The sequence below is a fragment of the Streptomyces sp. NPDC001108 genome, assembly GCF_053598535.1.
In genome coordinates, this window is the sequence record NZ_JBSFKL010000012.1 from 1 (window position 1) to 24677 (window position 24677).

At 71.1% G+C, this 24677-nt stretch carries 24 protein-coding genes; 8 read left to right on the forward strand and 16 right to left on the reverse strand.

Translation table 11 applies throughout. From position 1 onward, the window contains the following. Positions 1–138 precede the first annotated feature (138 nt). The 4 genes from ACWC97_RS24460 to ACWC97_RS24475 are packed head-to-tail and all read right to left on the reverse strand — an operon-like array spanning position 139 to position 3855. Positions 139–804 carry a response regulator gene (locus tag ACWC97_RS24460; RefSeq protein WP_450651553.1) on the reverse strand — a complete coding sequence of 222 codons (666 nt, stop codon included), beginning with the start codon at positions 802–804 and terminating at the stop codon, positions 139–141. Further along, complete coding sequence (locus tag ACWC97_RS24465) at positions 801–2126, reverse strand: sensor histidine kinase (protein WP_450651555.1); 1326 nt, start codon at positions 2124–2126, stop codon at positions 801–803. The genes ACWC97_RS24460 and ACWC97_RS24465 overlap by 4 nt, the downstream gene beginning before the upstream one ends. After that, positions 2123–2923: an ABC transporter permease subunit gene (locus tag ACWC97_RS24470; RefSeq protein WP_450651557.1), complete on the reverse strand. Its 801-nt coding sequence runs from the start codon at positions 2921–2923 to the stop codon at positions 2123–2125. The genes ACWC97_RS24465 and ACWC97_RS24470 overlap by 4 nt, the downstream gene beginning before the upstream one ends. Further along, positions 2920–3855 carry an ATP-binding cassette domain-containing protein gene (locus tag ACWC97_RS24475; protein ID WP_450651559.1) on the reverse strand — a complete coding sequence of 312 codons (936 nt, stop codon included), beginning with the start codon at positions 3853–3855 and terminating at the stop codon, positions 2920–2922. The genes ACWC97_RS24470 and ACWC97_RS24475 overlap by 4 nt, the downstream gene beginning before the upstream one ends. A gap of 147 nt (positions 3856–4002) precedes the next feature. On the opposite strand from ACWC97_RS24475, the gene ACWC97_RS24480 reads away from it, so the two are divergent. Continuing rightward, positions 4003–4569 carry a GNAT family N-acetyltransferase gene (locus ACWC97_RS24480; RefSeq protein ID WP_352278866.1) on the forward strand — a complete coding sequence of 189 codons (567 nt, stop codon included), beginning with the start codon at positions 4003–4005 and terminating at the stop codon, positions 4567–4569. A gap of 100 nt (positions 4570–4669) precedes the next feature. On the opposite strand, the gene ACWC97_RS24485 is transcribed toward ACWC97_RS24480, so the two are convergent. The 9 genes from ACWC97_RS24485 to ACWC97_RS24525 form a co-directional block, all read right to left on the reverse strand. Next, on the reverse strand, positions 4670–6298 hold the full coding sequence (locus ACWC97_RS24485) for a type VI secretion protein (protein ID WP_450651561.1): 1629 nt from the start codon (positions 6296–6298) through the stop codon (positions 4670–4672). 1 nt (position 6299) lies between these two features. After that, a complete protein-coding gene (locus tag ACWC97_RS24490) occupies positions 6300–7730 on the reverse strand; it encodes an ATP-binding protein (RefSeq protein WP_450651563.1) in 1431 nt (476 codons plus the stop codon). Between the two features lie 132 nt (positions 7731–7862). Next, complete coding sequence (locus ACWC97_RS24495; RefSeq protein WP_450651564.1) at positions 7863–9413, reverse strand: SCO6880 family protein; 1551 nt, start codon at positions 9411–9413, stop codon at positions 7863–7865. After that, complete coding sequence (locus tag ACWC97_RS24500; protein WP_450651566.1) at positions 9410–10759, reverse strand: hypothetical protein; 1350 nt, start codon at positions 10757–10759, stop codon at positions 9410–9412. Before ACWC97_RS24500 ends, ACWC97_RS24495 begins: the two co-directional genes overlap by 4 nt. Continuing rightward, positions 10749–11624: a hypothetical protein gene (locus tag ACWC97_RS24505; RefSeq protein ID WP_450651568.1), complete on the reverse strand. Its 876-nt coding sequence runs from the start codon at positions 11622–11624 to the stop codon at positions 10749–10751. Before ACWC97_RS24505 ends, ACWC97_RS24500 begins: the two co-directional genes overlap by 11 nt. A gap of 184 nt (positions 11625–11808) precedes the next feature. Further along, positions 11809–12117: a hypothetical protein gene (locus ACWC97_RS24510; protein ID WP_352278875.1), complete on the reverse strand. Its 309-nt coding sequence runs from the start codon at positions 12115–12117 to the stop codon at positions 11809–11811. Positions 12118–12431: 314 nt separating this feature from the next. Then, complete coding sequence (locus tag ACWC97_RS24515; protein WP_450651570.1) at positions 12432–13070, reverse strand: DUF402 domain-containing protein; 639 nt, start codon at positions 13068–13070, stop codon at positions 12432–12434. A gap of 82 nt (positions 13071–13152) precedes the next feature. Continuing rightward, positions 13153–13587 (reverse strand): DUF6892 domain-containing protein, encoded by a 435-nt coding sequence (locus ACWC97_RS24520; protein WP_352278878.1) that lies wholly within the window; start codon positions 13585–13587, stop codon positions 13153–13155. A 152-nt stretch (positions 13588–13739) separates the two neighbouring features. After that, entirely contained in the window at positions 13740–14510 is a 771-nt protein-coding gene (locus ACWC97_RS24525; protein ID WP_450651571.1) for a DUF4232 domain-containing protein, read from the reverse strand. 553 nt (positions 14511–15063) lie between these two features. Between ACWC97_RS24525 and ACWC97_RS24530 the strand changes: the two genes are divergently transcribed. The 4 genes from ACWC97_RS24530 to ACWC97_RS24545 all read left to right on the forward strand — a co-directional run bounded on the left by ACWC97_RS24530 (position 15064) and on the right by ACWC97_RS24545 (position 20225). Then, complete coding sequence (locus ACWC97_RS24530) at positions 15064–17400, forward strand: alpha/beta hydrolase (RefSeq protein ID WP_450651573.1); 2337 nt, start codon at positions 15064–15066, stop codon at positions 17398–17400. Further along, complete coding sequence (locus ACWC97_RS24535; RefSeq protein WP_450651574.1) at positions 17397–17996, forward strand: hypothetical protein; 600 nt, start codon at positions 17397–17399, stop codon at positions 17994–17996. Before ACWC97_RS24530 ends, ACWC97_RS24535 begins: the two co-directional genes overlap by 4 nt. A gap of 187 nt (positions 17997–18183) precedes the next feature. Continuing rightward, positions 18184–19185: a C40 family peptidase gene (locus ACWC97_RS24540; protein WP_450651781.1), complete on the forward strand. Its 1002-nt coding sequence runs from the start codon at positions 18184–18186 to the stop codon at positions 19183–19185. A 308-nt stretch (positions 19186–19493) separates the two neighbouring features. Then, a complete protein-coding gene (locus tag ACWC97_RS24545; RefSeq protein WP_352278883.1) occupies positions 19494–20225 on the forward strand; it encodes a phosphatase PAP2 family protein in 732 nt (243 codons plus the stop codon). Positions 20226–20276: 51 nt separating this feature from the next. Here the strand turns inward: ACWC97_RS24545 and ACWC97_RS24550 are convergent, their stop codons facing one another. Both ACWC97_RS24550 and ACWC97_RS24555 read right to left on the reverse strand, forming a co-directional pair. Then, positions 20277–21890: an FAD-binding oxidoreductase gene (locus tag ACWC97_RS24550; RefSeq protein WP_450651575.1), complete on the reverse strand. Its 1614-nt coding sequence runs from the start codon at positions 21888–21890 to the stop codon at positions 20277–20279. Between the two features lie 56 nt (positions 21891–21946). Continuing rightward, a complete protein-coding gene (locus ACWC97_RS24555) occupies positions 21947–22135 on the reverse strand; it encodes a hypothetical protein (RefSeq protein WP_450651576.1) in 189 nt (62 codons plus the stop codon). Positions 22136–22265: 130 nt separating this feature from the next. Here ACWC97_RS24555 and ACWC97_RS24560 point away from each other — a divergent pair, with 130 nt between their 5' ends. After that, positions 22266–23165, forward strand: a complete 900-nt coding sequence (locus ACWC97_RS24560) for a hypothetical protein (protein ID WP_450651578.1) — start codon at positions 22266–22268, stop codon at positions 23163–23165. 112 nt (positions 23166–23277) lie between these two features. Beyond that, positions 23278–23472, forward strand: coding sequence for a hypothetical protein (locus ACWC97_RS24565; RefSeq protein WP_352278889.1), 195 nt, complete (start codon positions 23278–23280; stop codon positions 23470–23472). A gap of 33 nt (positions 23473–23505) precedes the next feature. Here the strand turns inward: ACWC97_RS24565 and ACWC97_RS24570 are convergent, their stop codons facing one another. Further along, positions 23506–23856 carry a metal-sensitive transcriptional regulator gene (locus ACWC97_RS24570; protein WP_352278891.1) on the reverse strand — a complete coding sequence of 117 codons (351 nt, stop codon included), beginning with the start codon at positions 23854–23856 and terminating at the stop codon, positions 23506–23508. A 200-nt stretch (positions 23857–24056) separates the two neighbouring features. Between ACWC97_RS24570 and ACWC97_RS24575 the strand changes: the two genes are divergently transcribed. Then, positions 24057–24677, forward strand: a complete 621-nt coding sequence (locus ACWC97_RS24575) for a DUF47 domain-containing protein (RefSeq protein ID WP_352278893.1) — start codon at positions 24057–24059, stop codon at positions 24675–24677.

Here is a 24677-nt window from a genome sequence, read left to right on the forward strand (position 1 = left end):
ACTGCAGGGGGGACCCTGTGGGAGAGTAGGACGCCGCCGAACTTCTTTTACGGGAAAGCCCCGTGTCCTTTGTGGACACGGGGCTTTTCTGCGTTCACCCCCATTTTCCCCCGGAGTATTTCGCCCAGGGGGTGCAGGTCATTGGGGCGTGACCAGGTGGGTGTCGTAGGCGAGGATGACCGCCTGGACGCGGTCGCGGGAGCCGGTCTTGGCGAGGATGCGGCCGACGTGGGTCTTCACCGTCGATTCGGCGAGGTGGAGCCGCTCGGCTATTTCCGTGTTGGACCAGCCCTGGCCGATGACGGTGAGGATTTCCCGTTCCCGCTCGGTGAGCGGCGCGAGGCGCGTGTCCACTGATGCGGGGCCACCCGGAGAGACCGGGAGGTGCTGTACGTATGCGTCGAGCAGGCGGCGGGTGAGGCTGGGGGCGACCACCGCGTCACCGCAGGCCACGGCCCGGATACCGGAGAGCATCTCCTCCGGCAGGGCGTCCTTGACCAGGAAGCCGCTGGCGCCGGCGCGGAGACCGTCGTACGCGTACCGGTCGAGGTCGAAGGTCGTGACGATCAGGACGCGGGTGCGGGGGGCCGTTCTGACGATGCGGCGGGTGGCCTCGATGCCGTCGAGCAGGGGCATCCGGATGTCCATCAGGATGACGTCCGGCTGGTGGTGCTGGGTGAGCTCCAGGGCTTCGAGGCCGTTGGCGGCCTCGCCCGTCACGGTCATGTCGTCCTGGCTCTCCAGGAGCATGCGGAAGCCGAAGCGCTGCATGGGCTGGTCGTCCGCGATGAGCACGGTCGTCACGAGGGGGTGTCCTCCAAGGGGAGCCGGAGCCGTACCCGCCAGCCGGGGACGGGCGCGGAGGCCGGTAGCGGGCCCGCTTCGAGCGTGCCGTCGTAGAGGGAGGCGCGTTCGCGCATTCCGGCGATGCCCTGGCCGCCGCCCCGTGCGTCGGTCCGCGGCCGGGCTGCGGTGCCGGTGTCGGTGATGACGGCCTCCAGTTCACCGGGCCGGTAGGTCAGGGTGACCTCCGCGGACGGCGGTGGCTGGGTTCCGCCGTGCTTCAACGTGTTGGTCAGAGCCTCCTGGACCACCCGGTAGGCCGTCAACTGCCGTCCGGCGGTGGGGGCGAGGGCGGGAGGCGTGCCGTGGACGCGCAGGGTCACCGGGAGGCCGGCCGCCCGTACGCCGGTCAGGAGCGCGTCCAGGTCGTCCAGGGTCGGCTGCGGGGCGCGGTCGGCCTCGGCGGCGGGGTGGTCGTGCAGGACACCGAGGAGCCTGCGGAGCTCGGTGAGGGCCTGGCGGCTCGTCGTGCCGATGGCCTCCAGGGCCTGGGCGGCGCGTTCCGGGCTGCGGGCGGCCGCGTAGGCGCCGCCGTCGGCGAGGCCGGTGATGACGGACAGGTTGTGGCCGATGATGTCGTGCATCTCGCGGGCTATCCGGGTCCGTTCGGCGGAGGCCGCGAGACGGGCCTGCTGGTCGCGTTCCCGTTCCAGCCGGCGGGCCCGGTCGACGAGGGCCTCCGTGTACCCCTTGCGCGTACGGACCACGAGCCCGAGCATCGCCGCGAGCGCGAACGCCCAGAGGTGGGGGACGGCCGTCTGGTTCCAGCCGTCCGGCTGGAGTGCCCCGGCGGCCAGGAGCGGTACGGCCACCAGGGCCCCGGCGCCGGCGAGGGCCCGCCCCGGCAGGCGCAGCGCGATGTTGAAGACGGCGATCTGCTGGAGGTAGGCGGCCTGGACGACGGCGCCGCACCAGACGTTCACCAGCGCGACCGGTGCCATGAGGACCAGCACGGCCATCGGGTGCGTACGCCGCCACAGCAGGGGTACGGAGAAGGCCGCGCTCACCGGCAGGACCAGTGAGGCGGGCACCTCCGGGTTCACGGCCACCGTCCGCCAGCCGCCCGTGGTGACGTCGAGCAGGGCGACGAGCGTCCAGAAGGCGGTGAGGAGCACGTTCCAGACCATCGGGCGGCGGTGGTCGAGGGCGCGGACGCGTCGGAGGAGACGGTCGAGGGCGTGGGTGACCGGGGTGGTGGCCCGGTCGGTGCCGGGTGTGCGGCCCGTCTCGTCGTCCGTCGTCACGTGCCCGTCCTCGCCGTCCCCCGCCCCCTCCCGGATCATGCGTCGCGTCGACGCAGCAGCAGGGCGGCGCAGCCCAGGATCGCACCGGCCCACAGGCACAGGGCGAGCAGGGCGCCCGCGGTGGAGGCGTCGCCCGGCGACGGGGTGGCGGAGCCGAGGGCGGCGGCGGCCCGGGTGGGCCCGTACGCCAGGGCGGTCCTCAGACTCTCGTACGGGAGTGCGGCGAGGATCTGGGGGAGGACCAGCACCCCGCCGATGTAGGCGCCGATGGCGCCGGGGACCGAGCGGAGCAGGGCGCCGAGGCCGAGGCCGATCAGGCTCAGCAGGGTGATGCCGACGGCGGTGCCGGTGATCGCCCCGAACACGCCCGGGTCGGTCAGGGAGGCCGCCTGGTCGGTGTCCTGGAGCCAGATCTGGGCGAGGACGAAGGTGAGCAGGCAGGTGGCGAGCATGGTGGTGAAGACCGTGGCGGTGAGGACCGCCGCCTTCGCCCAGAGGACCGGCAGCCTGCGGGGGACGGCGGTGAGCGAGGCGCGGATCATGCCGGTCGCGTACTCGCCCGCCGTCATGAGGACGGCGAGGACCGCGACGCACGGGGCGGCGAGCAGCGAGCCGTAGAGGACGAGGACCACGGTGTCGATGTCGGAGTCGCCGCCGTCGCTGGTGTAGGTCGTGCCCATGAGGAGCCCGACGCCGAGGATCAGGGCCGACGCGGAGGCCAGGGTGGTCCAGGAGGAGCGCAGTGAGCGGAGTTTGTGCCACTCGGAGCGGAGGACGCGGGCCGGGGTGATCCGGTACGGGCCCGGTGCTGTGGTGGGGAGGGTTTCGGTGGTCATGCGGGGGCTCCGGTGGGTTCTGGGGCGGTGGTGATCCGGTATTCGACGGATTCCTGGGTCAGGTCCATGAAGGCCTGTTCCAGGGAGGCGGTCTGCGGGGTGAGTTCGTGGAGGGGGATGCCGTGGGCGGCGGCGGTGCGGCCGATGTGGGCGGCGTCCGTGCCCCGGACGGTGAGGTGGTCGGGTGCGGTGGTGGTGACGGTGACGGTGGGGTCGGGGGTGAGGAGCCGGCGCAGGGCGTCGGCCCGTGGGGTGACGACCTTGACCTGGGCGCCGCCGGCCGAGGCGACGAAGTCGGTGACCGTGGTGTCGGCGAGGAGGCGGCCCCGGCCGACGATGATCAGGTGGTCGGCGGTGAGTGCCGTCTCGCTCATCAGGTGGGAGGAGATCAGGACCGTACGGCCCTCCCCTGCCAGGGACCTGAGGAGGTTGCGGATCCAGCGGACGCCTTCCGGGTCGAGGCCGTTGACGGGTTCGTCCAGGACGAGCGTCGACGGGTCCCCGAGGAGGGCGGCGGCGATTCCGAGGCGTTGGCCCATGCCGAGCGAGAAGCCCTTGACGCGTCGGTGCGCGACGGCGGTCAGTCCGGCCAGGTCGAGTACGTGCTCGACGCGGTGGCGCGGGATGCCGTGGGTGTGGGCCAGGGCCATGAGGTGGTGGAAGGCGGTGCGTCCGGGGTGGACGGAGCGGGCCTCCAGGAGTGCGCCGACCTCGGTGAGGGGTGCGTGGTGGGTGGCGTACGCACGGCCGCCGATCGTGGACCGGCCCCGGGTGGGGGTGTCCAGGCCGAGCAGCATGCGCATCGTGGTGGATTTCCCGGCGCCATTCGGGCCGAGGAAGGCGGTGACGGTGCCGGGGCGGACCGTGAAGTCGAGGTCCTGGACGACCGTCCTGTCGCCGTATTTCTTGGTGAGTCCGTATGCCCTGATCATGCGTTCGACGCTACGGAGCGGGGCGCCGGGCGGCGTCGGACCGGGGAGGGCATCTGGCGGTGCGCGTGGTACCGGGGTACGACATGGGCCGTCGGCCGGTCGGGAATGTCGTTTGCGCAGGTCCCGGGCGGGCGACAGGATCGGTGGATGGAACATGTGGTGAGAACCGTGCGCGCCGAGGAGTGGCCGCAGGTCAAGGAGTTGCGGCTGGCGGCTCTGCGCGATCCGGTCGCGCCGGTGGCGTTTCTGGAGACGTACGAGCAGGGCGTGACCCGCTCCGACGCGTTCTGGCGGGAGCGGGCGCTCAACGCTTCGGAGGCCGGGAGCGGTGAGGTGCGGCAGTTCGTCGCCGTGGCGCCGGACGGGCGGTGGGACGGGAGTGTCACCGTGCTGATCGAGCGGCCGGACGCGGAGCTGGCGTTCGGGGAGCGGGTCGACGTCCACCAGGCGCATGTGGTCGGTGTGTTCGTACGGTCCGGGGCGCGGGGTGCGGGGCTGGCCGAGGAGCTGTTCCGGGCGGCCACGGAGTGGGCCTGGTCGTTGGCGGAGCCGAGGATCGAGCGCGTACGGCTGTATGTGCACGAGGACAATCCGCGGGCGGCGGCCTTCTACCGGCGGATCGGTTTCGTCCCGACCGGGAGTACGGTGCCGGTGCCGGGCGATCCGTCCGCGCGGGAGATCGAGCATGTGGTGGAGAGGCCGTTTCCGGCCTGAGGCTCCCGTGCTGAGGTTCGTGTGCTGAGGTTCGCGTGTTGAGGTTCCTGGCCCGGGGCTCTCGCGTCGAGGTTCTCGTACTGAGGTTGTTCTGTGTGGCTCAGGGGGTCGGGGTGAGCTCCTGGGGCCAGCGGGAGCGGCCCTGTTCCCTGGAGCGGAGCAGGGCCAGGGGCGGCAGGCCGATGGCCGGGCCGGTGGCCAGCAGTTCGGGGAGCCGGGGGACGGGGGCCACTGCGGCGATGTCGTCGAGGACCAGGGTCAGGGGCGGGTCGAGCCGGCCCTCGGGGGATCTGGAAGCCAGGCTGCGGCCGTGCTCGATGACCTGGGCGGCGAGCGCCGTGAGCAGGGGCATCGCTCCGGGGCCCGAGCGGGGGTCCTCGATCGGTTCGCCCACCACGTAGAGGGTGCCGCCCTCGGCGACGAAGGATTCCAGTACGAGCGAATCGGCGCGGTTCGGGGTGCATGCCTCGCGGATGTGGACGGTCGACAGCGCGGCGAACGCGCGGGCCGTCAGTTGCTGGGCCATCTCGCGGCGTTCGGGGTGCGCGGTCAGGGCCGATTCCAGGAGGCCGGCGAGGCCGGAGGCGGCCTTGGGGTGGGTGCGGAGCAGGCGGACGGGTTCGTGGGCGCTGCTGCCCTGGGCCCAGCGGTGGACCTGGCGGAAGGGGCGGCCGTCGACGGCGGCGGCGTGCAGCCAGCATCGCAGGAGCGTCTCGGCGGTGTCGGCGGTGGCCGCGTCGATCTTGGCCTGGGGGCGGACCGGGGCCAGCAGGGCGGTGGCGCGGGCGGCGGCCGTCTCGGGGTTCTCGCAGCCCGTGGTGGGCGACCAGTGGAGGCGGGCCGGGGTGTCGCAGAGGTGGCCCGGGTCGTAGAGGAGGACCGGGCCGAGTTTGGCGCGGGCGTCCTTCGTCTCGTCCCAGACGGTGGGGTCGGAGGTGACGACGAGCGCAGGGCCGGGGGCCTCGTGGACGGCCCGTACGACGATGGGGCGGCGGGTCGGGGGCGGTCCATAGACGACGAGGGGGGTGGGGGACAGGATGGGGGGCTGCTCCACGGAGGTGGCGGGATCGGGGAGGGGCGGCTGTTCCTGCGGGGGGCGGCGTTGCTGGGGTGGCGCGGGGGTGGAGGCGGGAGCGGGGACGGCTGTGTGGGGGGCGGGGTCGTTGAGACCGCTGTCGCTGTGGGGGCTGTTGCGGTGGGCCCGGGCTTCGTAGGCGGGGCCGTCGAACTCCTCGGGGGTGTTCTTCTCCTCGGGACCATACGTGTTCCGTTCGGCTCGTTGGTGGGCGCGTACGGCGCGCCAGCGGGCCACCGTACCGAGCACGAACACCGTCAGCACCAGCAGCACCAGCAGTTCACCGATGAACATGCCCCAGAACAGCCCGTACCCGGAGAGCTCGCCCGCGGGGGTGTCCGGCCAGGCGGCCGGCAGATCGTGCGGCGCGGAGGCGAGGCTGCGCATCGCGCGGGGCGTTTCGGTGAGCGTGACGCCCTCCGGCCAGGCGCCGTGCGCGAACAGACCGGCCAGACCGGTGGTCGTCCAGGCCAGCGCGGCCAGCCCGAGCAGGAAGACGAGCAGGCCGATCAGGAGGCCGTCGGGGATGCCGCCGCTGCCTCCGGGGCGCTCGTGGTCGGCGCGGCCGGGGCCGGTGTGTCCGGGGCCGGTACGGCCATGGCCGCGGCCGTACCGGCCGGAGTCGCCGGTGCGTTCGTGAGGGCGCCCTGCCATGTCATGCCACCGTTGACTCGGACGACTCGTTCAGCCGTTGCTGCCGCTCGATCCGGGCGGCCCGCTCCTCCGCCTCCAGGTCCGCGGCGCGTACGTCCTCCGGGAGGGAGTCGGGGAGCGGATCGACGACGGAGGACTCGGTCATCGCGCGGTCGGTGAAGACCAGGGGGCGTTCCGCCTCGGTGATCAGGTGCTTGACGACCTGGACGTTGCCGTTGACGTCCCAGACGGCGATGCCGGGGGTGAGGGTCGGGATGATCTCGACCGCCCAGCGGGGCAGGCCGAGCACCCGGCCCGTCGCTCTGGCCTCGTCGGCCTTCTGGGCGTAGATCGTGCGGGTCGACGCCATCTTGAGGATCGCGGCGGCCTCGCGGGCCGCCGCCCCGTCGACGACGTCGCTGAGGTGGTGGACGACGGCGACGAAGGACAGGCCGAGTCGGCGCCCGAACTTCAGCAGGCGCTGGAAGAGCTGGGCGACGAAGGGCGAGTTGATGATGTGCCAGGCCTCTTCGACGAGGAAGATGCGCTTCTTCCGGTCGGGCCTGATCCAGGTGTGCTCCAGCCAGACGCCGACGATCGCCATGAGGATCGGCATGGCGATCGAGTTGCGGTCGATGTGCGAGAGGTCGAAGACGATCAGGGGGGCTTCGAGGTCGATGCCCGCGCTCGTCGGTCCGTCGAACATGCCGCGCAGGTCGCCGTCGACCAGCCGGTCCAGGACGAGCGCGACGTCCAGGCCCCAGGCGCGTACGTCGTCTATGTCGACGTTCATCGTCTCGGCGGACTCGGGTTCGGGGTGGCGGAGCTGTTCGACGATGTCGGTGAGGACCGGCTGTCGGTCGGTGATCGTCCCGTTGACGTAGGAGTGGGCGACCTTCAGGGCGAAGCCGGACCGCTCGTCCAGGCCGTGGCCCAGGGCGACCTCGATGATCGTCCGGAGCAGGGCGAGCTGGCCGGTGGTGGTGATCGAGGGGTCGAGCGGGTTGAGCCGGATTCCGCCGTTGAGGGCGGAGGTCGGGTCGAGGCGGATGGGCGTGAGGCCGAGCTGCTGGGCGATGAGGTTCCACTCGCCGACGCCGTCCTCGCCCTGGGCGTCCAGGACGACGACCTGGCGGTCGCGGAAGCGGAGCTGGCGGAGCACGTACGTCTTCTCCAGCGCGGACTTGCCGTTGCCGGACTCGCCGAGCACCAGCCAGTGCGGGGCCGGGAGCTGCTGCCCGTAGAGCTGGAAGGGGTCGTAGATGTAGCCCTTGCCCGAGTAGACCTCGCGGCCGATGATCACGCCCGAGTCGCCGAGGCCGGGGGCGGCGGTGGGCAGGTAGACGGCCTGGGCCTGCCCCGTGGACGTGCGGACGGGCAGCCTGGTGGTCTCCACCTTCCCGAAGAGGAAGGCGGTGAAGGCGTCCGACAGCGCGGACAGCGGATCCCGCATGGCGTGACCGACCTCCCTTTCGTTCGGGTCGTTCGGGTTGTTCGGGTGGTTCGGACGGTCCGGGTCGTTGCTCGGACGGCGTGGTTGTCGGCCGGGTCGTTCGGGACGGTCCCGACCATTCGGGACCGGGTGTCAGCGGCGGATGCCGGTGGCGAACGGGAGGGTGTTCACGAAGGCGCGGTGGTGCTCGCGGTCGCACCACTCCAGCTTGAGGTAGGACTTTCCGGCCGAGGCCCGGATGGTCCGCTTGTCGCGGGCGAGGGCTTCGGGGGAGCGGGAGGAGACGGTGATGTATCCGACCAGGTTGACGCCGGCCGCGCCGCTCGCGAGGTCCTCGCCCCGCTGGTCGAGCCGGCCGTGCGCGGCGATGTCGCGGGGGTCGACGGTGCGGTTCATCTTGGCCTGGCGGCTGGCCTCGGCCTCGTCGTTGGTCTTCTCGGTGAGCATCCGCTCGATGGCGACCTCGGTCGGTTCGAGGTCCATGCAGACCGCGACCGTGCGGATCACGTCGGGGGTGTGGACGAGCAGCGGGGCCAGGAAGTTGACGCCGACGGGGGTCATCGGCCACTCCTTCACCCAGGCCGTGGAGTGGCACCAGGGGGCGCGGGTGACCGACTCGCGGGTCTTGGCCTGGAGGTACGTGGGCTCGACCGCGTCCAGCTCGGCGGGCCAGGCGTTGCGCTTGGTCATGGCCTGGATGTGGTCGATGGGGTGGTCGGGGTCGTACATCGAGTGCACCAGGGAGGCGAGGCGGCTCTGGCCGAGCGGCTGGCGGACCCGGATGTCGGCCTCGGCGAGGCGGGCGCAGATGTCGGTGAGCTCGCGGGCCATGACGACGGCGAGGCCGGCGTCCCGGTCGAGCTTGCGGCCGGCCTGGGGGCGGGCGGCGCGGGCCATGGCGTTGGCCTCGGCGGCCAGCTCGCGGGTGTAGTGCATGCAGGCCACGAGGTAGGCGCGGTGCTGCTCGCTGGAGGTGGAGACCATCGACTGGAGCTGGTCGTAGGAGTCCTTGAGCCAGCGGGGGGAGGCGGTGTCGCCGCGCTGGGCGACGTCCTTGGCGTGCGCGTCGGGGTCGGCGGGCAGGGTGCGGGCCAGCATCTGGATGCGGGTCACGAAGCCGTCGCCGTTGGCGACGTGCTTGAGCAGGGTGCCGAAGCGGTCGACGAGGGCTTCCTGGTCCTCGCTGTCGCGGAGGCCGACGCCGGGGCCCTCGATCTCGATCGCGGCGGTGACGGTGCGGCGGTCGGCGTGCAGCAGGACGGCGATCTCGTCGGGGCCGAAGGGGGCGGCGAGCCAGCTGATCCGGCCGATGCCGGGGGGCGGGCCGATCTCGACCTCGCGCCCGTCGCTGCCGACGCCCGCCTCCATGGCCGCGGAACGGTACGTCGTACCGCGGCGCAGGGTGCGCTTGTAGCTGCGGTTGATCTCGAACCACCGGTAGAAGGTGCGGTGCTTGTACGGGAGGTACACGATCGCCAGGGCGAGCAGCGGGAAGCCGGTGAGGAGCACGATCCGCAGCGACAGGACCGGGACGAGCAGGCCGCACATCATGCCGAGGAACGCCCCGGCGATGATCAGGGCGATCTCGCCGGTCTCGCGGTTCTTGCCGACGATCGCGTTCGGCCGGGCCCGGCCGATGAGATACGTGCGGCGGGGTGCGATCGTGTGGGACGGAGTCGTCAACGCCCTCCACCTCCCGTGCTGTTGTTACCTGAACTGCCTGATCCGCCGCGGTGCGGGCGGCTTCCGTGCGGGGTGCCGGAGGTGGGCGAGGAGCCGCTGCGGGGCGACGGCGCCACGGAGCCGGTGCCGCCCGTACCTGTTCCGGAGCCGCGGGAGCTGTGGGCGGCCATGCCGCCGCTGGCGGGGTTGGCGGGCCGGGCGCCGCCTCCGGTGCTGTCGGCGCCGCCCTGGCCGCCTCGGCTGCTGTGCGTCTTGATGCCCTGGGAGACGAGCGCGGCGGGGGAGCTGACCAGGGCGGCGGCCTGGGCGCCGTCGGTGGCCTGCTTGCGGTTGGTGCGGGCGCCCTGGATCTCGTCGCCGAAGCCGGGGACGAAGCGGTAGATCATTGCGGAGGCGAAGATCGCCAGCAGGATGATGGCGAGGCCGGAGACGACGGCGGAGACGGCGTTGGGCCCGTCGTCCTGCGAGAGCGCGCCGGCCAGCCCGAGGACGACGACGATGACCGGCTTCACCATGATCACCGCGATCATGATGCCCGCCCAGCGCCGGACGTGGCCCCACATGTTCTTGTCGACGAGTCCGGCGTAGACGACGGTGCCGAGCAGGGCGCCGACGTAGAGCAGGGCGGCCCGGATGACGAGCTCCAGCCAGAGGACGCCCGCGGCCAGGATCGACACGAGGGAGACGACGATCAGCATGATCGGGCCGCCGCCGATGTCGGAGCCCTTCTTGAGGGCTTCGGAGAACGAGCCGAAGAAGACGTCGGTCTGCCCGCCGGAGGACCCGGCGATGACGTCGGTGACGCCGTCGGTCGCGGAGACGATCGTGTAGAGGATGAGCGGCGTGAACGCGGACGCCAGGACCGTCAGCCACAGGTACCCGACGGCTTCGGAGATCGCGGTGGTCAGCGGTACGCCGCGGATCGCGCGCTTGGCCACGGCGAGGAGCCAGAGGACGAGCGTGAGGACGGTGGAGGCGGCGAAGACGATCGCGTACTGCTGGAGGAACTTGGTGTTCGTGAAGTCGACGCTGGCGGTGCTCTTCACGGCCTCGCTGAGCTTGTCCACGATCCACGCGGCGGCGTCGGCGCACCCACGGGCGAGGGAGGCGAGGGGGTCCTGCGAGTCGGTCAGCGTGCTGGGGGAACGGCCGGTGCCGGCGTCGCCGGATTCGCAGTAGTCCTTGGCGGGGCCGCGAATCAGGTCGCAGGCATTGTTGCTCTGCGTCGGAGTCGGGCTTGGGGAAGGCTCGGCGAATGCACGACTGGCCAGCATTACCAAGAACACTTGCAGGCCGGCCACTGCAGCCGTGAACGGAAGGGCTCGACCAGATCGTTTATCGGGCATAGGTGAACCCTCCGAACTGTTCCACTGCATCGGCCATTTCGTCGGCAGGCGAGGCGGCTTGGTCGCGGCCGACTGGTGTGGGGCCGTCCTTCTGGGTGAAGTCCGTTACTTTCCAGTCACCATTGATCCATGCCAGCTCGAAGGTGTTTGTGAACCAGCTTTCGGCCACGGGATTCTTGGAGCCTTCGCCTGCCAGCCCAAACAGCGCCGAGTACCAGACTGCGACGCTCGCGGTATCACCGTTGAACTTCACTACCTTCGTTCCGGCCGGATTGGACCGTGATACGAAGGTCAGGCCAGCTGGCGCCGTGCCGTCAGCGTTGAGCCCGATGCTGGTAAGGAAACTGCGGCCGGAGTACACCTTGTCAAGATCGCCCTGGCGAGCGGTAGCAACCTCGGGTGCGTATACGGCTGAGACAATGGCACGGCGACGGTTCTTGTCGAACATCTCGGCAGAGCCCAGCGCCACCGCATAATTCGCCGCCGCGCTCTGCGCCCCCTGCTCGTCGTGGGCGAAGCCGGAGGCGATGGTGCCGTTCTTTCTGTTCACCGGTTTCGTTCCGGTGGCGGCCGTGGACGAGGTGTTCGGGGTGCCGTCCGCGCGGCCTCGGCCGTCGTTGTTGTCGTCCCCGCCGCCCCCGCCCATGTTGGCGAACGCGATGGCCGCGATCAGGAGGACGATCACGCCGACCATCATGATCATGGAGCGCGGCTTGCGGGCCGGGCGGCGAGGGGGGCCGTAGCCGTCGCCGCCCTCGCCGTCGGGGAGGCGGGTGCGGGTCTGCCGTGTGCCGCCGATGGTGCTGTACGCATCGTCCGTACGACCTGAGTCGCTGCGGTAGCCGTTGTCGTCGCCGAGGCTCATGCCGCGTACGCCCCCTCAACCGTTTCCTGGACCGGGTAGTACGACGGTAGCCGGGTGGGCTTCCGCGCGGGTGCGGTGTGGTGACTCGACATCAGGGACGCAACCTCTGCCGGTGGGCACGACGGACGGACGACGGATGGTGGTGGATGGGCCGGACGGGCCCCGGACGGGGAATGACAGCGGGTCAGACGGCCATTCCGTAGACGATGGTGAACACCGTGCCGAGCGATCCGATGATGAACACACCGGTCAGCCCGGCGACGATCAGGCCCTTGCCCTGCTCCGCGCTGAAGGTGTCGCGCAGGGCCGTCGCTCCGATGCGCTGCTTGGCCGCACCCCAGATCGCGATGCCCAGGCAGAGCAGGATCGCGACCGCCATCACGACCTCGATCATCACGCGGGCCTCGTTGCCGAGGGTCCCGAACGGTCCCCAGTTCGGGGCGATTCCGCCGATGATGGTGGTGATGTCGCCCTTTTCCGCTGCCAGGATCATGTAAGTCACCGCCCCTGTTGGGTAGTTCATTGCCCCTGCCCCACGGCACGGGTCGCTCTCTATCTTCGCTGATGAAACCGGTCTCGGGCGACGGCTCGACGGCTCTCTTTGCTCCGGCCTCGCACATGTGGCCGGTCGGGCTGTCTCGGGCCCGTGGGGCGGAACGGCGTATGACTGAATTTGTATGGTTACTCTATGTATCACGGGGTGTGACCCCGGGCAATGATTGCCATCTCGCCACACTGGCTGAGAATGCATGGATCCCCTGGTCAGTGCGGCCGTGACAGTTGATGCCGTACGGAATTGGGGGTACGTCAGAGCAGCGGGTGGCGGGGAACGGGCGGCCGGGGCGGCGTGGTCCAGGTGGGCGGCGGCCGGAAATCGCACCAGGTGCCGTCGAAGGGAAACGTTCCGGCCTCGGCGAGTCGGACGACCGAGGCGCCCTCGTCCCGGATCGCCGACGCTTCGGCGGCCGACCAGTAGACGGGGTGACCGGTCTTCTCGGCGAAGGACTTCTCGTCCTTCCATCTCCAGGTCCGGTCCGGTGCCACGTTGATGTCGAGCTCGTGGTCGGACACATCGATGTCGTCGCCGCGATGGATGCGGCGCTCCAGATTGACGTACCAGCCGCGGAATTTTCGTCCACGTCCGAAGAGCCAGAGCACCGAATGCGCTGCGCCGTCCGGCTGGTAGAAGAGTGCGTTGCCCATCGGCCAGCGGTCGGCGACGACCGGGTAGCCGCCGGCCGGCCGGTCGTCCGGGGCTATGTCCCGCAGATGGGCCCCGCGCGGAAGCTTCGTCCGCCACATCGGCGTGCCGGTCTCCATCCACACCAGCTGGCCCGCCCCGGTCCGCTGGACCAGGCGTACGGGCACCGAGGAACTCAGGTGTCCGCCGATGAAGAAGTTCCAGCGGAGGATCCTGCCCGGCTCGTCGCTCATGCCGTCGTTCATGACGTTGATCGTGCCCGTGGCGGAGCCGCCGGACACGTTGTCGGATCACCTGACGGGGCGACAGCGGGAGAGTGTGTGCGGCTCAGTCGGAGGCGATGCCCCGGGCCGCGAGGAGCTTCTCGTCGAACGCGACGCCTATCCCGCAGTCCTGTGCGCCACTGACCCGCCGCAGGTTCGGCAGCAGGTCGAGATCGTCGAGCGAGGCCACGTCGAACAGCTCGTCCTCGCCGTCCCAGACCGGGGAGCAGTGGTAGTACACCCGGTTGCCGCCGTCGACGAGGAGGGTCTCCACCGTGGCGAGCAGCTCCTCGCTGATCTCCAGCGCCTCGAAGTAGGCGCGGGACTCGTCGAGCACCGTGAACTCGAGGCCCTGCTCGTACACGTAGTCCATCGCGCTCCTGGCGCCCCTCGCGCTCAGGAGTTCGTCGATGCTGAAGGCCGGGGTGAGCGTCCGGTCCTCATACATGAGCTTCTCTATGACCAACAGCTTGAAATTGAAGTCGCGGAATGCAGGCATGCCCGGACCCTACCGAGCCCCTCTGACAGCGGGCCGGCCGCCGGAGGCCGCGACCCGCCCGGTGCGGGGGCGGGAGGTCGCGTCGAACACCCCGTAGGGCCCGGATACGAGACGCGATCCGGGCCCTACGGGGGTTGCGGGGTGCGGCGGGGTTACTTGCCCGCGGACTGCATGGAGCTCACGGCATCGGCGACCGAGGCCTCGTACAGGCCCAGCTTCGGGTCCAGGACCTTGACGTCCGGGCCGAGCTCGAAGTTCTGGGTGTCGGCGTTGGGCATGTGGTCGCCGTCGGCCAGCACGTTCATCTCGTTGATCCAGGTCACTCCGTTGCCGCCCTTGGGGTTCAGGTCGATCACCGCGATGGCGGCCGTCTTCGGCTTGACCGGGTACGCCGGGGCGCCGCCCAGGCCGCCGGGAACCGCCGGGATGATGTCGCCGCTGTGGTCCGAGGCCTTCGAGGCGCCCAGGCTGACCTGCGGGAAGTAGCTCAGACCGCAGGAGTTGGCGCCGGTGTTGTTGACCTCGATCACGTGCTGGGTCTTCGAGCCCTCGCGGGGGTACACGCGGATCGACAGGTCGCTGGCCTTGCACGGGTGCTTGTAGGCGTAGCTGTCGCTGGTGTTGCCGCTGCCACCGCCGCTGCCGCCGGAGGCGGAGCTGCCGCTGTCCTTGGAGCCGCCGCCGGTCGACGAGCCGGTCTTCGCGCCGGCGTTCTGCGCGCTGCCGCCGGACTTCGAGCCGTCCGTGCCCTTGGCGTCGCCGCCGGCCTGCGTGGCCTCGGCGGAGGGGGCGGAGGAGGTGTTACCGGCGGCGCCCGCGGCGTCCGTGCCGTCCCCCTCGTTGCAGGCGGTGAGGGCGAGGGCGAGGACGGCGGTGACGACGCCGAGGGCGGCGGTGTGCTTGCGGGTGCGGATCGAGCGCATGGATTTCTCCCAGGATGAGCGTGAGACAAGGCCCGAATCCTGCGGTGAACCGCTTGCTCCGACCTCTTGACATCAAAAGCATCCTGTGGATCGCTCACGTTCTGCTGACGCCCCACTGACGTCCGGCTGACGTCGTCGGGACCCTCTGATCGGCACTCCCCGCGGGGCTACCGGGCAGGGGTGCGGAGGCTTTGGCGGTCGGGGCGGACCGGGCCTTCGCGTTCCTGGGAGGGGTGGGGAAGCCGCCCGCTCCGGTCGGGCTCAACTCGCCGCGCGGCGCGGGGCTGAAGGGCGCTGAAGGGGGTGAAGCGGCCCCGGAGCAGCGAGGGGGCGGCGGGTCGTGTGTTGCAACTCGCCCTGAAAGGCGGGGTGGTGGCGGTGAGGGCCCGAGCAGGCATTGAGTCCGGCATTGGGTCCCAGGGCCCATGCCGGGCCCCGGGGTGTTGTGGTCGCATACGGATACCGGGGGGAACTGTCGCTGCGCCCACTCACAAAGTTGGGGAGACTCGCCGTGTCTGGCATACAGGAACTAGCGGTACCGGGCGGTGCTGCCTTGCGCGCCCCCGATGACCGTCCCGGCAGACAGTCACTGTCGCGCCCCCTGCAAGCAGTTCTGGTCCTCGTCCGGCTGCTCTTCGCCGTCACGGTCGTGGGTGTGTTCAACGCGCTGCTCACCGCCTCGTCCGTCGAGGCGGTCGACGGTCATCTGCTGGGGATGCTGCTGTACGCCTCGTTGCCCGGCATCGTCGGGCTCGTGCTGTCGTTCCGGGTGCGGACCGGGGGCGTCTGGGTCTGGCGCGGGCTGGTGGCCGTGCACGCCTGGCTCCTGCTCGGGGCGCTGGCCACGTTGAACTCGGAGGACAGCCGCGGCGTGACCCGGATGGTCCTTCCGGTCCTCGTTCTCGTACTGCTGTGCCGGGCGCGGTCGCGCGCGTGGTTCAGGCTCGCGCCCGAGCAGCGGGTGCTCCACGAGGGGTTCAGCCTCGGGCGGTTGCTGGCCCAGCGGCGCCGGGACCACGGGCAGACCGCGATGGAGTACCTGGGCACGATTCTGGTGGTCGTTGCTCTCGTCGGCGCGCTGGTGGCGACGGGGATCGGCGGTCAGGTGTCCGGCCGGATCCAGGACGCCGTCTGCCGGCTGACCGGGAGTTCCTGCCCGCCGCCCGCCGCCGTCGCCGAGGGCGGCCACGGGGGGAAGGGCGGCAGCGGCGACAGCTCCGGGACGGACAGCGCGACCGTGACCGGCGGCTCGGGTGCGTCGGGCTCGTCGCAGTCCGGAGGGTCCGGCTCCGGGGGTGCTGATGGTTCCGGAGGCGCCGGTGGTTCCGGGGGCGCCGATGGTGGCGGCAGCGGGAGTGGTGCCGGTGGTGCCGGTGGTGCCAGCGGTTCCGATGGTGCCGGTGGTTCCGTTGGGAGTGGTGGTTCGGGTGCGGACGGCGGTTCTTCTGTAGGAGTCAACGCGGGTAGACAACCCGTGATCTCGGACTACGAGCCCCGTCCGAACGGCGGCTTCCTCTCCGGCGTCGTCGGCAAGGACGGCCTGCTGGGTGACGTCCAGGGCGCCGTCGACACCATCGCGCACCCCGTCACCACCGGTCGCGGTGTCGTCGACCAGTACGCGCAGGCCGCGAAGAAGGCCGGCGACCAGTGGAACAAGGGCAAGTTCATCAACGCCGCCTGGGAGGTGGCCCAGCCCGGCGGGAGCAACCCGCTGACCGGACTGCCCGGCTCGGGCAGCCGCGTCGAGTCCGCGGTACGGGACAGCGAGCGGCAGTACCTCGACGGGCTCATCCCCCGCAACGGCAGCGCCGCCGGACGCGCGTACTGGTGGAAGGGGCTGACGCAGCAGCAGCGCGACCGCTACCTGGAGCTCCTCCCGGACCAGATCGGCGGTCTGGACGGCATCCCCGTGGCGGACCGGGACGCCGCCAACCGTCGTAACCTGCCCGGCCTGATCCAGAAGCTGGAGGGACAGACCGACAAGAAGTCCCGCGAGCAGCTGGCCGGGCTGAAGGAGATCGACCGGCAGCTCAAGGAGGGCAGCCGGCCCCCGATGTACCTCATCGGCATCAGCGACGAGGGCAACGGGCGGGCGATCGTCTCGTACGGCAACCCCGACACCTCGAAGAACGTGTCGGCCTACGTGCCGGGGCTGAACACCGCCCTCGACGAGGAGTTCGCGAAGAGCGGCCTGCGGCGGGCCAAGGACACCGCGATCGGCGCCCAGGGGTACGACCCGTCCAGCGCCGCGATCGTCTGGCTCGGCTACGACGCCCCGCAGACGCCGGACGGGCTGCAGAGCCTGGCGGTGGCGGGCACCAAGCGTGCGGAGGTGGGCGGCGCGGCGTACAACGACTTCATGAGCGGGATCGTCGCGACCAACCAGAACAAGGATCCGCACATCACGGCCATCGGGCACTCCTACGGCTCGCGCACCGTCGGTGCCGCCGCCCGGCGGATCGGCGGGATTCCCGGGGTGGACGACATCATCCTGGTCGGCAGCCCCGGAGTGGGCGTGGACCGGGCCGTGGACCTCGGGGTCGGTGCCGAGCACGTCTTCGTCGGCGCCGCGCAGAACGACCCGGTCACCAAGCTGCCGTCCAAGACCCAGGTGGTCGTGGGCGGGATCGGGATGATCCTGGGCGGGCCGGCCGGCGCGGTCATCGCGGGTGATCTGGCCGACCCGGGCGACGACAACCTCTGGTTCGGGAAGGACCCGGCGAGCAAGGCGTTCGGGGCCAGGCGGTTCCCGGTGGACCCGGGCAAGCCCATGAGCTTCGATTCGCACTCCAACTACTTCACCCCGTCGCGGGACGCCGTCTCCGCCGACAGCATCGCGCTTATCGTGTCCGGGCACGCCGACCGGCTCAAGATTGAGGAGTACCGATGAGCCGAAGGTTCCAGATCGTCGCCGTGGCTCTGGCCGTCGGGTTCGCGCTGTCCGCCTGTGGCAGCGAGAAGGCGCACCCGGAGGCCGGTGCGAACACCTCGACCAGCAGCACCGCAGGCTCCGAAAGCACCAAGGGGAACAAGATGGACATGCAGGAGGCTGCCGACCGGGCCGACGGCATGCTCGACGACGTACTGAAGAAGATCGACCCCGAGGTCCAGTGGGCGCACGGTCCGACGACCAAGGGCAGCTGCGACGTGACGCGCCGACGCACCGTCATGACCATCGTGTCCGCGGACCGCAGGCAGGCGTTCCTGGACCAGGTCGAGCAGACCTGGCGGGCGAGCGACTTCCGTATCCGGGCGAAGAACAAGGACACCGAGTTCCCGGCGGTCTACGCGGTGACGAAGGACGGCTTCGGCATCAGCGTGAGCGTGCGCGCCAAGGGGCAGGTCTTCTTCGAGGCGGACACGCCCTGTGTGAAGGAGTCGAAGGTCGCCGAGTCCGCGTCGAAGCCGAACGGCCCGGCATACAAGGACGTGTATCCGCTGCCGAGCCCCAACGTCCGCTCGGACCACTGGTCCGCCGGGGCCTGACGGTCGTGCGGGTGCCGGGTGCGCCGGTTGATCCGGCCGGTGCACCCGGTGCGCCCGTCGTGCGGTCCCATGCGCCGGAGCTGCGTACGGATCGCCCCCGCATGACGCGGATTACTCGTACACACCGTCGAAACCGCCCATGAACACGCCCCGGATGGGGGATGGTTGAGGGGTGCGTAAATTCTGGGTGGTCGGTGGCATCGCGGCGGGCAGCGCCATGACCTTCGTGGCGCTCCTCGTCGTCGGTACGTACTCGGCCGCCGCCGGGATGGGGTCCGGCGGCGGGGCCGTCGCGCTGGCCAAGGGGGCGGTGCCCGCGCGGTACCAGGCGCTGGTGGAGAAGTGGGGCAACCTCTGTCCCGCGATCAACCCCGCCCTGCTGGCCGCCCAGCTCTACCAGGAGAGCGGGTGGAACCCGCGTGCGCAGAGCCCCGCCGCCGCGCAGGGCATCGCCCAGTTCATCCCCGGCACCTGGGCCACCCACGGCATCGACGGTGACGGTGACGGCGACCGCGACGTGTGGGATCCGGCCGACGCCATCCCGTCCGCCGCGTCGTACGACTGCGAGCTGGCCAGCTATGTGAAGAAGGTCCCGGGCGACCCGACGGACAACATGCTGGCCGCGTACAACGCCGGGGCGTACCGGGTCATCAGGGCGGGCGGGGTCCCGTCCATCTCGGAGACGCAGAACTACGTCACCATCATCCGCAGCCTGGAGAAGAGCTTCGCCCGTCCGGTCGGCCGGGTGCAGCCCTCGCAGCAGGCGGCCGGGGCGATCTACTTCGCGCAGAAGAAGCTCGGGACGCCGTATCTCTGGGGTGGCAACGGCACGCCGGAGCAGAACGGCCGGTTCGACTGCTCGGGGCTGACCCAGGCCGCGTACCGGACGGTGGACATCGAGCTGCCCCGGGTGGCGAACGACCAGTACAACGCTGGGCCGCACCCCTCCCGGGACGAGCTGCTCCCCGGGGACCTGGTGTTCTTCTCGAACGACCTGTCCAATTCGCGGGCCATCCACCACGTGGGGATCTACGTGGGGGGCGGGTACATGATCAACGCTCCGTACACGGGGGCCGTCATCCGCTTCGACAAGATCGACGCGCCGGACTACTTCGGAGCGACGCGGGTGACCAAGGACGGGGCCGCGGCCCTCCCGAAGGCCCTTCCGAAGAGCCGGTCGGCGGCATGAGCGGCGGCGTGGGCGGCGGCACGGGCGGCGCGCGGGGCATGGCCTCGGGGCGGCGATGGCCGGAACTCTCCGTGAAACCTCAGCCCTGAGCTGCGGTGATGCGTCTCTCTTCGATAACGTCATGGTGATCATTCGGTGGAGAGCGGAACACGCGTACCAGGGGTCTCGTTCCCTGGGAGGACGGGGCCGACGGCGTACCGACGCGTCGACCGTGCGACGGCGGCCGGAACCGAACCGACACGGGGGTTCGTCAGAGCGGCGCACACATGGGTGCCCGCGGCAGCAGACAGGACAAGGGGCCGCAGCAGATGGCTGGAGTCGCAGTCGATGGGTCGAACCCCGACGTCGGCCTGCTCTACGACATCAACGGGCTCGCCAGGTCCGCTCCCCCCTGGTTCGACCGGGTGATGGAGTTCCTCGGTGAGTACGGGATCCTGCTCGGGCTCGTCCTGGTGGTCCTGTGGTGCTGGTGGAGCGTGCGGCGGCGCGGTACGGCGGACGACGCGGTCGCGTCGGTCGCCGGGATCGTCTGGGCGCCGCTCGCCGCCGGGATCGCGCTCCTGATCAACATCCCGATCCGCGGATTCGTCGAGCGCCCCCGCCCGTTCCGGGACCACCAGGGGCTGGAGGTCCTGATCAACGGGAAGAACGACTTCTCGTTCGTCAGCGATCACGCCACGATGGCGATGGCGCTGGGCGTCGGACTCTTCGTGGCCAACCGGAAATTCGGCATCGCCGCGATCGGGCTCGCCCTCCTGGAGGGGTTCTGCCGGGTCTACATGGGCGTCCACTACCCGACCGACGTCATCGGCGGATTCGCGCTCGGCACGGCGGTCGCCCTGCTGCTGGCCCCGTTGGCCGGGATGCTGCTGACCCCGCTGGTGGCGGCCGTCTCCCGGTCGGAGCGGCTCGGCCGGCTCGTACGGTCGCGGCGGTCCGGGCCGGTGGCCGGGGCCGGTGACCGGTCCGGGGCGTTCGGGATCCCCGAGCCGCGGCCGGGCGCGTGCGGCGGGAGCGGCGAGAAGGACCTCGCCGCATAGGGACCGTGCCGGGTAGGGGCCTCGCCGCGTAGGGGACTCGCGGCCCCGGCCTCAGAGCGCCTGCGGGTAGGAGAAGAGGCGGTCCGGGTCGTACGTCCTCTTCAGCGCGGTGAGGCGGTCGGCCGCCGTGCCGTAGTAGGCCCGGCGCCAGTCGGTCAGCGTCGGGTCGCTGTAGTTCTGGTAGGCCGCGCCCGAAGCATGACGGCGCATTACCGCATGGGTGTTTTTCAGCCACTCCTGTTGCGCGCTGCCCGCCGTGCCGGGGGCCCAGGCGCCGATGTACTGCGCGAGGATCCGCGAATCCCGGTGGACGAAGGCCGTCGCCTGCGGGGAGACCCGGTTGATCGCCCCGCCCAGGGCCGTGAGCGAGACCGAACCGTTCCCGCCGCCCTGCGCCACCGTGATCCGGGTGAACGCCGCGGTCCGGTCGAGCAGCGCCTGTATCCCCGCCGGGGGGAGCGAGCGGTCGTAGAAGTCGGAGGCGGCGGCGTACGTCTCGCGCCGCAGCGCGCCCTGGGGCGTGCGGCCGGGCGTCGTTCCCGGCAGGTGGCACTGCGCCTCGCTGATGCCCGCGCAGCCCGCGTACCCGAGCATCGCGTCCAGATAGCCGCGGCGGCGCAGTGAGACCGAGGAGGCCGGGGCGCCGATCCGGTCGGCGAGGCGGTCCACGGCGTTCTGGAGGTCGCCGTACGTGCCCAGGCCGAACGCGGAGACCGACACGGTCGGGTCGGCGCCCGCCGGGCCGGCGTCCAGATGGGCGGAGGTCCAGATCTCGTCGGGCTGTGCGGGGCCCCACTCCTGCCAGGCCGCGACGACCGACCGGGCGCGCGACCACGGCCAGGTCAGGTACGCGGTGACGGCCGGCCGGACCGGACGGGTGCGGAACCTCAGCTCGGTGACCACGCCGAAGTTTCCGTTGCCCGCGCCGCGCAGCGCCCAGAAGAGGTCCGGGTGGTGGTCGGCGTCCACGGTGAGGGTGGTGCCGTCGGCCGTGACCAGGGTCGCGGAGGTGAGGCTGTCGCAGGTCAGGCCGTACGCGCGGGAGGCGACGCCGTGGCCGCCGCCGAGGGTGAGGCCGGATATGCCGACGGTGGGGCAGGAGCCGCCGGGTATCGTCAGCCCGCTGCGGCCCAGGCTCCGGTAGATGTCGCCGAGCCGGGCGCCCGCGCCGATCGTGCCGTCCGGGGAGATGCGGTCCAGCGAGGACACGTCGAGGACGAGCCGGCCGTTCCCGCTCGACCAGCCCGCGTAGGAGTGGCCGCCGCCGCGGATGGCGACGGGGGTGGCGGTGCGGCGGGCGAAGGAGAGGCACTCGCGGATGTCCGCCGCGTGCCGGACGTAGGCGACGGCGGCCGGTTTCAGCCCGTCGAAGCGGGTGTTGTAGAGCTGACGGGCGGTCCGGTAGGCGGCGTCCTGCGGTCGTACGAGGCTGCCGTCGAGGCTCCTGGCCAGCGCGGACCAGTCCGTACGGGCGGTGGCGGAGGGTTTTGGTGGGGCGGAGGGTGCGGACGGGGAGCCGGTGGCGCTCCCGGTGCCGCCGGCGCCGTCCGACGTACCGCCCGGGGTGGCGGAGGGGCCGTCGCACGCGGTGGTGACACCGGCGAGTACCGCCGCGGCGCCCGCGGCGAGCAGGGTGCGCCGGGCGGGTGGGAGGGGAAGGTTCATCGGAGCTCCGGGATCACGGTGGGGGGGCGGAGGCCGGGAAGTGGGGAGCCGGGGCGTCAGGGGGCCGCGAGATGATCCGCGGCGTCCGTGCGGGCCCGGTCGCGGGAGCGGCGGGCCGGTCCCGACCAGCCGCAGGAGCAGCGCGCGATGCAGAAGGAGCCGCGTTCCACGGTGGTGGGGGTGTGGGCGGTGGACGCGGTGGTGGGGGTGGTCGGCGGGACCTCTTCGACGTATCGGTCATGCACTCGACCACGGTACTGGCCGTACCTCCCGGGCGGTGAGCCCCGAGGGGGCCGCGTGACGGGGGACACGGGGCGTCGTTATCCGGACGGACGGGCCTCTCGGGCAGGTGACGGCGTTGGGGGTTGGCAGGCGATGGTGGTGCGGCAGCACAGGTCCAGGAGTGGGGCGCGCGCTGTCTGTGCCCTGGCCGTGGTGGGGGTGATGGCGGCGGCCGCCGGCTGCTCGGCCGGTGGTGGCGGTGACCGTGCCGTCGCCGACGAGCAGGGCGGCTCGGGTTCCCTCGCCGAGGTGCGGCGCGCGGCCGACGTCCTCGCCGCCACCGTCGGCGGGACGGGAACGGCCGTGGTGGCCGGGACCGCCGGGGTGTCGGCCGGGAGCGCCGAGGTGCGTACGTCGATGGAGACCGCGGCGGGCGGTACGCGGGTGACGATCAGGGGCCGGGGCGCGTACGACTTCCGCACCGGCACCGGCCGGCTCACCGTCGTGCTGCCGAAGGACGCCGCCGGTACGGACGCGCACCGCCCGATCACGGAGCTGCTGGCGCCGGGCGCGCTCTACATGAAGAACCGGGGCGCCGGGGTGCCGGAGGACAAGTGGGTGAGGGTCGACACGACGACGCTGGCCGACGGCAATCTCGTCACCGGCGGGGCGACCGACCCGATGGCCGCGGCCGAGCTGCTGCGCGGTGCGCGGCAGGTGACGTACCTGGGGTGGACGGAGGTCGCCGGGGTCCGGGTGCGGCACTACCGGGGGACGGCGGACCTGGCGCTGGCCGCGCGCCGGGCGGGGCCCGGCTCGCGCGCGGCGCTGGCCTCGGCGGCGAAGGGGTTCCGCACGGACGCGGTGCCGTTCGACGCGTACCTCGACGAGCAGGGGCGGCTGCGCAAGGTCCGCCACCGCTTCGGTTTCGCGGCGGAGGGCCCGGCGGTGGAGGTGGTGTCGACCACGCTGCTGTTCGGCTTCGGAGCCCCGGTCTCCGTACGGCTGCCGGACGGGGACGACATCTACACGGGGCGGATCCGGGAGAAGTAGCGGGGTTCTAGCCATGCCGGGAGCGGGAAATGGTCCGTCCGTGCCATGCGCGGTGGGAGGTCGGCTCCTTACGCTGGGAAGCCCGCGACGGCAGCGAGAGGTGAGTGGTGACGTGGTGACGCGCGGCGTGCGGACGGTGTCCGACCATGTGGCCCTCGCCGAGATCGAGCTCTGCGGCGAGCTGATGATCGCCGCGTCGGCCGCGATCGGGGAGCGGCTCAGCGCGGCCCGGATCGACGAGGTGCTCGACGTCCACGCGGGGGCCGAGCGGTCCGCCGGCCCCCGGCACGGCGACCACCGGGGGTGAGCGCGGCGGCGCGCCCGGGCGGGGCCCCCGCCGTCAGGTGCGCAGCAGGCGGGCGATGGCCTTGGTGGCCTCCTCGACCTTGGCGTCGATCTCCTCGCCGCCCTTGACCGCCGCGTCGGCGACGCAGTGCCGCAGGTGCTCCTCGAGCAGCTGGAGGGCGAAGGACTGGAGCGCCTTCGTGGACGCCGAGACCTGGGTCAGTATGTCGATGCAGTACACGTCCTCGTCGACCATGCGCTGGAGGCCGCGGATCTGGCCCTCGATCCGGCGCAGCCGCTTGAGGTGCTCGGCCTTCTGGTGGTGATAACCGTGTATGCCGCGGTCGTGATCGGTGACCGGGGTTTCCGTCTCCGCGCCGGTCACGGTGGTCTCGGTCGTGGTCATTACTGCCTCCCGTTTTCCCTTTACCCTGCCGTATACATACCCCTGGTGGGTATATCCTAACGAATTCATCTGAAACGTGACCGGGGGTCCGTGCTGATCGTGGTGTCCGATGCGCGACACTGAAGAACGCCGGTTAGCCGTGGCCGGATGATGCGCCTAGCATCAGCCTGACCGAATCCAAAGCACCCCGAGGACCCCACGTGCGCTTTCGTCTGACCCCCAGGGAGACGAGCTTCTACGACATGTTCTCCGCGTCCGCGGACAACATCGTCACGGGCTCGAAACTCCTGATGGAATTGCTCGGGGCGGACTCTGCCTCCCGAGTCGAGATCGCGGAGCGCATGCGGGCAGCGGAGCACGCGGGGGACGATGCCACCCACGCGATCTTCCACCAGCTGAACTCCTCTTTCATCACGCCGTTCGACCGTGAGGACATTTACAACCTCGCGTCGTCGCTCGACGACATCATGGACTTCATGGAGGAGGCCGTCGACCTGGTCGTGCTGTACCAGATCGAGGAACTCCCCAGTGGTATCGCGCAGCAGATCGAGGTTCTGGCCCGGGCGGCCGAGCTGACCGCCGAGGCGATGCCCGGTCTGCGCACCATGGACAATCTCACCGAGTACTGGATCGAGGTCAACCGCCTGGAGAACCAGGCCGACCAGATCCACCGCAAACTGCTCGCCCATCTCTTCAACGGCAAGTACGACGCCATCGAGGTGCTGAAGCTCAAGCAGATCGTGGACGTGCTGGAAGAGGCGGCCGACGCGTTCGAGCACGTCGCGAACACGGTGGAGACCATCGCGGTCAAGGAGTCCTGA